11 protein-coding genes are annotated in these 9,420 nt (G+C 65.0%); 6 read left to right on the top strand and 5 right to left on the bottom strand.

The features are described from left to right. The first annotated feature begins 77 nt into the window (after positions 1-77). Positions 78-836: an alpha/beta fold hydrolase gene (locus tag AC1DXX_RS25525; RefSeq protein WP_478137011.1), complete on the top strand. Its 759-nt coding sequence runs from the start codon at positions 78-80 to the stop codon at positions 834-836. Between the two features lie 15 nt (positions 837-851). Here AC1DXX_RS25525 and AC1DXX_RS25520 read toward each other — a convergent pair whose 3' ends face one another. Continuing rightward, on the bottom strand, positions 852-1,889 hold the full coding sequence (locus AC1DXX_RS25520) for an RNA methyltransferase (RefSeq protein ID WP_478137010.1): 1,038 nt from the start codon (positions 1,887-1,889) through the stop codon (positions 852-854). Positions 1,890-1,998: 109 nt separating this feature from the next. Here AC1DXX_RS25520 and AC1DXX_RS25515 point away from each other — a divergent pair, with 109 nt between their 5' ends. Then, positions 1,999-2,802 carry an alpha/beta hydrolase gene (locus AC1DXX_RS25515; RefSeq protein ID WP_478137009.1) on the top strand — a complete coding sequence of 268 codons (804 nt, stop codon included), beginning with the start codon at positions 1,999-2,001 and terminating at the stop codon, positions 2,800-2,802. Between the two features lie 25 nt (positions 2,803-2,827). Here AC1DXX_RS25515 and AC1DXX_RS25510 read toward each other — a convergent pair whose 3' ends face one another. Continuing rightward, the gene (locus AC1DXX_RS25510; RefSeq protein ID WP_478137008.1) at positions 2,828-3,688 is read right to left on the bottom strand and encodes a LysR family transcriptional regulator; all 861 of its coding nucleotides are present in this window, start codon (positions 3,686-3,688) and stop codon (positions 2,828-2,830) included. 84 nt (positions 3,689-3,772) lie between these two features. Here AC1DXX_RS25510 and AC1DXX_RS25505 point away from each other — a divergent pair, with 84 nt between their 5' ends. From AC1DXX_RS25505 to AC1DXX_RS25490, 4 genes are all read left to right on the top strand, one after another. Further along, the gene (locus AC1DXX_RS25505; protein WP_478137007.1) at positions 3,773-4,150 is read left to right on the top strand and encodes a tautomerase family protein; all 378 of its coding nucleotides are present in this window, start codon (positions 3,773-3,775) and stop codon (positions 4,148-4,150) included. Positions 4,151-4,362: 212 nt separating this feature from the next. Continuing rightward, positions 4,363-4,950 carry a TetR/AcrR family transcriptional regulator gene (locus AC1DXX_RS25500; protein ID WP_478137006.1) on the top strand — a complete coding sequence of 196 codons (588 nt, stop codon included), beginning with the start codon at positions 4,363-4,365 and terminating at the stop codon, positions 4,948-4,950. Continuing rightward, positions 4,940-5,305 carry a nuclear transport factor 2 family protein gene (locus AC1DXX_RS25495; RefSeq protein WP_478137005.1) on the top strand — a complete coding sequence of 122 codons (366 nt, stop codon included), beginning with the start codon at positions 4,940-4,942 and terminating at the stop codon, positions 5,303-5,305. The genes AC1DXX_RS25500 and AC1DXX_RS25495 overlap by 11 nt, the downstream gene beginning before the upstream one ends. Then, complete coding sequence (locus tag AC1DXX_RS25490; protein WP_478137004.1) at positions 5,302-5,667, top strand: TfoX/Sxy family protein; 366 nt, start codon at positions 5,302-5,304, stop codon at positions 5,665-5,667. The genes AC1DXX_RS25495 and AC1DXX_RS25490 overlap by 4 nt, the downstream gene beginning before the upstream one ends. Positions 5,668-5,723: 56 nt before the next feature. Here the strand turns inward: AC1DXX_RS25490 and AC1DXX_RS25485 are convergent, their stop codons facing one another. From AC1DXX_RS25485 to AC1DXX_RS25475, 3 genes are read right to left on the bottom strand one after another with little or no spacing between them, the layout of a single operon-like run. Further along, on the bottom strand, positions 5,724-7,067 hold the full coding sequence (locus AC1DXX_RS25485; protein WP_478137003.1) for an MFS transporter: 1,344 nt from the start codon (positions 7,065-7,067) through the stop codon (positions 5,724-5,726). Positions 7,068-7,092: 25 nt separating this feature from the next. Then, positions 7,093-8,205: an acetylornithine deacetylase gene (argE, locus tag AC1DXX_RS25480; protein ID WP_478137002.1), complete on the bottom strand. Its 1,113-nt coding sequence runs from the start codon at positions 8,203-8,205 to the stop codon at positions 7,093-7,095. After that, positions 8,202-9,275 (bottom strand): Glu/Leu/Phe/Val family dehydrogenase, encoded by a 1,074-nt coding sequence (locus AC1DXX_RS25475; protein ID WP_478137001.1) that lies wholly within the window; start codon positions 9,273-9,275, stop codon positions 8,202-8,204. The genes argE and AC1DXX_RS25475 overlap by 4 nt, the downstream gene beginning before the upstream one ends. Positions 9,276-9,420: the final 145 nt, after the last annotated feature.

The following is a 9,420-nucleotide window of genomic DNA, read 5'->3' as shown; positions in this document are numbered from 1 at the left end:
AATCGTGAGTCAAACCGAGTTTTTCACCGAGCCCTATGGCGACCGTCCTTTCTGAAGATGCGATGAAGGCACCGGACATGTACACCGAACAAGGCGGCGAAGGCTCGGACCTGCTTCTCATGCTGCACGGAATGGGCGCGACAGGCGCTGTGTGGTCGCCCATGTGTGCCGATGCCGGCACTCGCTGGAGCGGCCGCTGGGTGGTTCTCGACCTGCCTGGCCACGGCCAATCCGACCGGCAGGACTCCTATGCCATCGGCCAGTACGCGGCAAGCGTCGGGCGCGCCGTGCTGCCGCACGTCCATCCCGAGGGCCGCCTCGTGGTTCTCGGACACTCGCTGGGTGGGGTGATCGGCCTCGCCCTGGCGACGGGTTGGTTCGGTGTCACGCCGCACCGGGTTTTCGCGGCCGGCATCAAGGTCGCGTGGACCGACGAAGAACTCCGCCGCATGGAGACGCTGGCATCCCAGCCCGCCAAGAGGTTCTCCACGGAAGAAGAAGCGTGGGACAGGTACCTGAAGGTCGCTGGTCTTGCCGGGGTCGCCAATGCAGCGGCACCCGTCGTCGCGCGGGGCATCATCGCCGCGCACGGCGCCGATGGCTGGCGCCTCGCGATGGATCCTCGCGCCAATGCCGTGGGCAAGCCGCCGCTGGCCGAACTGGCGACGTTGGCGCGCTGCCCCGTCCATCTGGCCCGCGGGCGCGACGACGCGCTGGTGACTCTGGCGCAGACCTGCTCCATCGATCCCGATGCCCGCGACCTGGGGGCGCACGGCCACAACGTGATGGTCGAGGCGCCGGGACAGGTCTGGGATTGGGTGGCCTCGTTCCCATGAGGGAACGGCCTGCCTTCAAGGCCGGTCTTCGGCCCTTCGAAGCGTCACCACCCGCACTTCGGCTGCACGCGCCCTCAACTGGCCGCACCCGCCGTCGACATCCTGGCCGGCCGAGTTGCGCAGCTTCGTCAGGATGCCCCGCTGGTGCAGCGTGCGAGCCATCTGTTCGCAGCGCTCCCACGACGGGCGGCTGAACGCCACGCCATCCACTGCGTTGAACGGGATCATGTTCAGCACGCCGTATTTGCCGGAGAGCAGCCTGACGATGCCTTCGATTTCCTCTGGCCCGTCGTTGACGCCTTCCAGCAGCGTCCACTGGTACTGAATCGGGTAGCCGGTGGCCCGCGCATAGCGCTCGCCCGCGGCGACCAGTTCTTCGGGCGTCATGTTCGGCGCGCGCGGAAGGAGCTTCTTGCGCAGGTCGGCCCTGGTCGTGTGCAGCGAGAGTGCCAGCGCAGGCCTGACGCGTTCCTGCTGCAGCCTCTCGAACGCGCGCGGATCGCCCACGGTGGAGAACACCAGGTTCTTGTGGCCGATGTTGCCCACCGTGCCGAGCAGGTCGATGGCCTCGATCACGTTGTCCAGATTGTGGGCCGGTTCGCCCATGCCCATGAACACCACCTTGCGCACCGGCCGGCGCATGCGCGCGAGGGCGACCTGGGCAATGATTTCGGCGCTTCCTACCTGGCGGAGCAATCCGTCCCGGCCCGTCATGCAGAACTGGCATCCGACGGCGCACCCGACCTGCGAAGAGACGCACAGGCCGTCCCGAGGCAGCAACACGCTCTCCACGGTCTGGCCGTCCGCGAGGGCGACGAGCAGCCGCTCGGAACCATCGGCGCCCGGATGGACCGCGTGGATGCGCGCCAGCCCTGCAAGCTCGGCTTCAATGGCGGGCAGGGCGGCCAGCAGCGACGACGGAAAGAAGCTCGCGGGCAGGCGCCTGCCGCTGTTGCGGGGGAGCGCATGGGACCAGAGCCGCAAGATCCGCTGCTCGTGGCTGGGGCCCGCGCCGGCTTCCCGGAGGCGTCGTTTCAGTTCGTGGATTCGCATGGCCGGCACGCAGGCGTACAGAGGGATGGTCGATAGGCGACAGATTGTGCACGGCAGGCGCCTGAGACATCATCGGTACTCGAAGGCTTTTCCACCCAGGAGATCGTCGATGCGCAACCTTGCCGGATATTGGGTCGCGGGCTTCCTGGCTGTACTGGTTTCGCAAGTCCAGGCACAGACCACGCAGAAGGTCGTGGATATTCCCACTCGGCCTGGGGTCACGCAGCGAATGCTCGTGTTGTCRCCGCCGACGACAACAACGACAGCAAAGGCTGCCGTCATCCTGATCGCAGGCGGACACGGGGGGCTGCAGATCTTCCCCAATGGTTCGTTCAAGTGGGGCGCCGGGAACTTCCTCGTTCGCACGCGGCAGTCGTTTGCAGACCAGGGACTGATGGTTGCCGTGATCGACGCTCCGTCCGATCGGCAGAGTCCGCCCTACCTCGCCGGTTTTCGTCAGAAGCCGGAGCACGTGGCCGACATGAAAGCGGCCATCGCATGGATGCGCGAGCAAGCCAAGGCGCCCGTGTGGCTCGTGGGCACCAGCCGCGGTACGCAATCTGCAGCGTACGTTGCCACCGAGCTTTCCGGTCCCGAAGGCCCGGACGGCATTGTCCTGAGCTCGACCATTCTCACTGACGGTGGCGGCCGTCCCGTCCCGGCCATGCCGCTGGAAAAGGTCCGGGTCCCCGTTCTCGTCGTGCATCACGAGCAGGATGGCTGCGCGCATTGCTCGTTTGCCGACGTGCCCGCACTCATGGGGAAGCTCGAGAGTTCGCCGAGGAAAGCGCTGTTGAGCTTCAAGGGCGGGGAGAACAAAGGCGACGCGTGCGAGGCCATGGCCTATCACGGCTTCAATGGGCTTGAGCGCGAAGTTGTCCAGCAGATCGCGGACTGGATTCTTGCCAAGTAGACGCGGATGTCCGACCCGCGCAGCCCTAGCTTCGCACCGCGCTCCTGAAGGCCGCCGAAAGCGCGGCCAGCGCATCGCGCGGCCGGCCGTCCTTGACCCTCGAGTGAAGCAGAACCGGCAAGCGCGGCAGATCGGGAAGCCCGAGCTTGGCGCCCACGTCGACTGCACCGAATGGCAGCATGCGCGGCGCCAATGCGGCAACGCCCAGCCCGGCCATGACGGCCGCAGCGACCGCCGCAACGCCGCCGCCGACGAAAACTTCTGTCCAGGGCATGGCTGCCGCATCGAGAAGCTGCCCGGCCAACGCACGCACGCCGCAGGGCTCGGCCATCGTGGCAAGCGGCAGGGGCTCGCCCGCGCGATGCTGCCAGCCTGGCGCTGCGAACCAGCCGAATTTTTCTTCGGCAAGCATTTCGCCATCGCTGCGCCCGGCGTGCAGGCGGACGATCACCGTGTCGAGTTCGCGCCGGTCGAAGCTTTGAAGCAGGTCGCCCGACGATCCGATCCGAATTTCGATCAACAGCTTCGGGTCTTGCGCGTTCATGCGCGCGATCAGCGCGGGAAGCTCCGGCCCCGCCACATGGTCGCTGATGCCGATGGTGAGGCGCTGCCGGGCTTCTTCTGCAAACAGGGCGAGCGCGCGATCATGCACATCGAGGAGTTCGCGCGCGTGTTCGAGAAAGGCCGCGCCTCGCGCTGAAAGCTCCACCGACCGGGGCGTCCGCTCGACGAGCCGGCAGCCGAGCCTCTCTTCGAGCCGCTTCAGCTTCAAGCTGACCGCGGCCTGTGTCGTCTGCATGGCTTCGGCCGCGCGCGTGAAGCTGCCAAGCTCGACGATGCGGATGAAAGCCTCGACGGCATCCAGATCGAGAGGGCGTTCTATCATTTCAATTGATTATCTTTGATATAAGTTTCGATATCAAATTGAAATAGATAGCATGAGGCCGGAACAACATGGAAAGGACCCCTGATGCCGCTGCTTCACATTTCAATGCGCGCCGGAAAGCCGGAAGCCTACCGACAGGCGATCTTCGACAGCCTCTACCGCGCGATACGCGAAACGCTCGACGTGCCTGAAGACGACCAGTTCATGACCATCACGGAGCATGACGCCGCGAACTTCCGCTACGGCGCGGCCTTCGGCGTGGCCCGGAGCAACGATCTGGTGTACATCCACATCACCGTGTTCAACACCCGCACAGCGGAACAGAAGAAGGCGCTGTTCCAGCGGATCGCGGCGCTGCTGGGCGAAAGCCCCGGCATCCGGCCAGAGGACGTGTTCGTGAACATTGCCGACGCCGCGAAGGAGAACTGGTCCGTCGGCAACGGCCTTGCGCAATTTGCTTGAGGCGAATCAAGGGGGTCGGTCCTGAAGGCGGCATAGCCTTGCGCACCGACCGGCCCGAGTGCGAGCGTGCGCGAAGTTTCCGATGTGCTCACGCAGGGACGGCGCGGTCTCCCGTCCGGTCGCTCACAGTCAGGCGGTCCAGAGTAATTTGATTGACACGCATTTTTTGATCACTTATATTAAAACGATCGATCAAAAAAGAAACTCATCATATGGGACGCTTCCGCACCTACGACGAAGACGCTGTTCTCAGCGGCGCGATGCGCGCCTTCCGGCGCAAAGGCTATCAAGCCGTCTCGATCCGGGACCTCGAGGCCGCGACCGGCTTGAAGGCGGGCAGCCTCTACAACAGCTTCGGCGACAAGGCCGGCGTTTTCGATGCGGCCTTTGCGCACTACAACGAGACCGTGCTGCGACATCGACTCGACCACCACGCACCTGCGACCGCGGGCCTTGCCGGTCTGCGCGCTTTGTTTCGTTCGCTGCTGCACGAGCCGAACGGTGAGTCCTACGGTTGCCTCATCACAAATTCGGCTGTGGAATTGGGCTGCGAGGAAGGGGTCCATGCCGGTGTCGACGCGGGCATGCGCATCCTGGCGGTGACCTTTGCCGAGAGGCTGAACGCAGCTCGCCAGGATGGCTCCTTGCGCGGTGAGGTTGATCCCATGCGGGGCGCGCTCAAGCTCCTGGCGTTCTATCAAGGAATATTGGTGCTGATTCGTGCGGGCTGCGACAAGGCCGGGCTCGAACGGCTCGTTCTCGATGAGTTTGACAACCTGGAGGCTCACTGTGACGCCTGATGCCCTATGGAAACGTTATGCAGCCATCTGGTCCCTCGACGCCGAGAGGCGCGGCTCGGAGCTGATCGCCTGTCTTGCCGACGAAATCACCTACTGCGATCCGAACGGTCTCATCCAGGGGCGCTCGGTGTTGTCCAACTACATGGGCGAGTTCCAGCGCGGCGTGCCGGGTGCGAGCTTCAGCATCCGATCCGTTTTGCACCACAACGATCGCTCGCTTGCGCAATGGACATTGCAAGGACCCGGCGGCGCCACGCTGCAGACAGGCACCAGTTTCGGTGTGCTGGCCAAGGATGGACGCCTTCAGGCGATCAGCGGCTTCTTTCATGCTGCGAGCGAGGAACAGTCGGCATGAGCGTCGTTTCGGCCCGCGAACGGGCCCTGGATTTCGCCGAGAGCATCAAGACGCTCGGATCTGTCAGCGTCTCGCGCTTCTTCGGCGGCGCTGGCTTGGTTGCAGCCGGCGTTCAGTTCGGGTTCGTCATGAAGGGCTCGCTCTATCTGCGTGTGAACGACAAGACCCGTCCGAACTTCGAGGCCTTGGGCGCTGCGCCCTTCACCTATGCAGGACGAACTGACAAAGTAACGGTCGCGACCTACTACGAGGCACCCAGCGAGGTCGTGGACGACCCCGACGAACTCGGCCGCTGGGCGACCGAAGCTCACCGCGCCGCACTTGCAACGCGGCATCGCAGCCAATCAATGAAGCGCGGATAGACCTCCAACTGCACATTCGATTCTGCGAAGCAGTCCATGCTCTTGCGTCGGAGGCGCTAAGCCTTGTTGCGCAGAACTGAACCCCCGGCCAGCAGCGCCGCCAGGCTGGCGGCCGCGGCAAACATCACGTACCACGCAGGTGCGAGCGGGCTCCCGGTTCGGGCGATCAGTGCGGTGGCAATGAATGGCGCGAAACCACCGAAGATCGTGACCGCGAAGTTGTACGCAATGGACAGTCCCGTGGACCTCACCTCCGGTGGATAGAGCTCGGCCATGGCGGCGGGGGCAGGGCCGGTGAACCCGGCGATCAGCACGGCAAAGACGACCAGTACCGCCGTCAAGGTCGCGGCGCTCGGAAACACCGTGAGAAGCCAGAGCGCCGGATAGGCCAGAACGAGGATGGCAGCAGCGAACCCGATCAGCAGCGGCCGACGCCCGATCCGGTCCGACAGCCCACCGAAAATCGGTGCCAGGACAACCAGCACCAGGAGTCCGGCGCCATTGGCCCATAGCGAGGCACTCTGCGACAACTTCAGCGTGCGCACGGCATAGGTCGGCATGTAGACGAGAAAGAAATACGTGCACACCGTCCACACGATGGTGACGCCGAATCCGGCGACGATTTCCTTGCGGTACGAGCCGATCACCTGCCTCAGCGGGGACGCTTGTGGGTTGGCGGCCTTGGCCCGCTCGAAGGTCGCGGGTTCTCGCGTCCTGGCCCGGATGTACCAGCCCACCGGACCGATGACGAGGCCGAACAGAAACGGAATTCGCCAACCCCACGCTTCCAGTTGCTGGGGGCTCAGGATCCCCGTGAGCGTCGCGCCGAAAAGCGAGCCGAGCAGCAGTGCGGCGGCCTGGCTCGCCTGCTGCCAGCTTGCGAAGTAGCCCTTGCGGCCCTTGGGTGCATGCTCGACGAGAAACGCCGTTGCCCCTCCGACCTCGCCACCGGCGGAGAAGCCCTGGATCAGTCTCGCCAGGACAATCCAGGCGGGTGCCCAGAGGCCGGCATCGGCGTATGTGGGCGCCAGACCGATCATTGCCGTGCCAAGCGCCATCAGGAGGATCGTTGTCGACAACGCGGCTTTCCGCCCGCGTGTGTCGCCGAGCGCGCCGAGCACCACCGCACCGATCGGCCGCATCACGAAGCCCACGCCAAATGTCGCCACGGTCAGCAACAGCGAAGAGGTTTCGTCGCCCGTGGGAAAGAACAGCCTGGAAATCGTGATCGCGAAGAAGCCGTAGACGGCAAAGTCGAACCACTCGAGCGTGTTGCCGATGACCGCGGCGGGGATCATCCGGCGCGTGGCATCGTGGGTCTCCGCACCGTGCGTCGGGGGGGCGTTGGCGGCGAGGGCGATGGTGGTGTCTGCCACCGCGGCTGCATCGGGATTTTTCATGCTGTCTGATGAATGATGGGGTGGGTCAGTTGGTGGCTTCGGAGAGCGCCCATGTACCGGCCGATTGCATGAAGCGATCGGCCGCCTGCAGCTGGGTTGCAGAGATCCATTCGTCCGGCTGATGCGCCTGGGCGATGGAGCCGGGGCCGCACACCACCGTTGAAATACCGACCTGCTGGAAGAAGCCCGCCTCGGTGCCGAACGGCAGGTCTGCCTCTGGCCAGAGCGCTCCGAGTTCGCGCGCAACCGAGACCGCCGCGTCGTTGTTGCGCGTCGACAGAGCAGGCACGCCGGCGATCTGCACGGCCTCGACCGTGACGCCGGCGGGGAGGTCCATCAAGGCATCCCGGACCGCATCGCGCACCAGTTCCGCCGCCGCTTCGTCTTGCGGACGGAACTCCCACAAGACCTCACAGCAGCCTGGCACGATGTTGATGGCGGTGCCTCCATCGATCCGGCCGATGTTGAGCGTGGCCTCGTTGCCCTGCCTGGCAAAGCTTCGCCGCAGCCCGGCCAGGCAGGTGACCAGGTAGGCGGCGGGCTCGATCGCGCTGGCGCCGAGCGACGGGTCGCTCGAATGCGCGGGCAGGCCGGTGAAAAGCGCCCGGTGCCCGAAAAATCCGCGGTGCCTGACGCCGATCCGCATCTCGGTCGGCTCGCCGATGATGGCCAGCGCAGGCGCCTCCACTTGCGTTTTCAGACGGTTCACGAGCTGTGGAACGCCGAGGCACCCGATCTCCTCGTCATAGGAGAACGCGAGGTGAATTGGACGACCCAACGACCGTTGCTGCCATGAAGGGACGGCCGACAGGCAGGCGGCAATGAAGCCCTTCATGTCCGCTGCGCCGCGGCCGTGGAACCGACCATCGCGTTCGACCAGCGTGAAGGGGGCGGAACTCCAATTCTGGTCGGCCACGGGCACGACGTCGCTGTGCCCGGAGAGCACCATGCCGCCCACCGTGTCGGGGCCGATGCTGGCAAGCAGGCTCGCCTTCCGTTCGTCCTCGCTGTGCACGAGGTGCACCTTCACCCGATGCGCTTCCAGGTAGTCGGCAATCCAGTGGATCAGGTCGAGGTTCGATCGATGCGATGTCGTATCGAATGCCACCAGGGTCCGCAAGATGTCGATGGTGGTCATGCCACACGCTCGACCCGGGCGCTGTTGCGGGCGTGGCCGCCGCTCAACCGTTCTTGCGCGAGTTGCATGGCCGCGGCCTGGGTCGATGTGCCCGTCCGGTCGGACAGTTCGAAGATCCGGCCCAACGTGGCACCGATGGCCTCGACTTGCAAATCCACTCCCACGGGGTCGAAGCCGTCGCGCTCCGATGCCACCCGGATGAGGCCACCGGCATTGATCACGAAGTCCGGCGCGTACAGGATCTCTCTGTCGCGCAGTTGCCTGCCGTGCTCGTCACGGGCCAACTGGTTGTTCGCTCCGCCGGCGATCACCCGAAACTTCATCCGGGGCAGGGTTTGATCGTTCACGACCGCACCCATCGCGCAAGGCGCGAACACGTCCGCCTGGGCGGCGTAGATGGCGTCGGGGTCGACGACCTGCGCATCGAATTCGGCAGCGGCCTTGCGTGCAAGCACCGCATCGATGTCGGACACCACAAGATGCGCCCCAGCGTCGACGAGCAACCGGCACAGACTCCAGCCGACATTGCCCAGGCCTTGCACGGCCACTGTCAGTCCGCGGAGGTCACTGCCCAATCGATGGGCGGCGCCGGCCACGATGCCGTGATAGACCCCCAGTGCCGTGGTCGGCGAAGGATCTCCAGTACCGCCCAGCTCCTCCGGCAGGCCGACCACATGCCGGGTGCCTTCTCGCACCCAGGCGAAATCGGCGACGGTGGTTCCAACATCCTCGGCGGTGATGTAGCGGCCTGCGAGCCGGTCGATCGCAACGCCCATGGCCCGCAACAGCTCGGGTGTCTTGTCCTTGCGAGGGTCTCCGAGGATCACTGCCTTCCCGCCACCCAGCCGGAGCCCCGCGGCCGCGGCCTTGAATGTCATGCCGCGCGACAGGCGAAGCACGTCGCGCAATGCGGAAGCTTCGTCGGCGTAGGGGTACATCCGGCAGCCTCCCAGGGCTGGCCCGAGCGTCGTGTCATGGACGGCGATGATCGCTCGCAACTGGACGCGATCATCGGAGATGAAGACGACTTGTTCGTGGTCCGAAAAAGACTCGGTAGAGAAAACAGTCATTTGGTTTTTGTGAGTTTCAAGTGAACGGGGACGCGGGCTAGATACAGCAATAGGCGGTGTAGATATAGCAATAGCGCCACTGGACGAACATCGAGCGCCGCGCTCGTGAGCGTCGGGACTTCAGGGCTTGCTTGGCGGAATGATT

The sequence above is a fragment of the Variovorax sp. P4_B10 genome (assembly GCF_056402375.1).
This window is presented reverse-complemented; position numbering and strand designations above follow the sequence as displayed.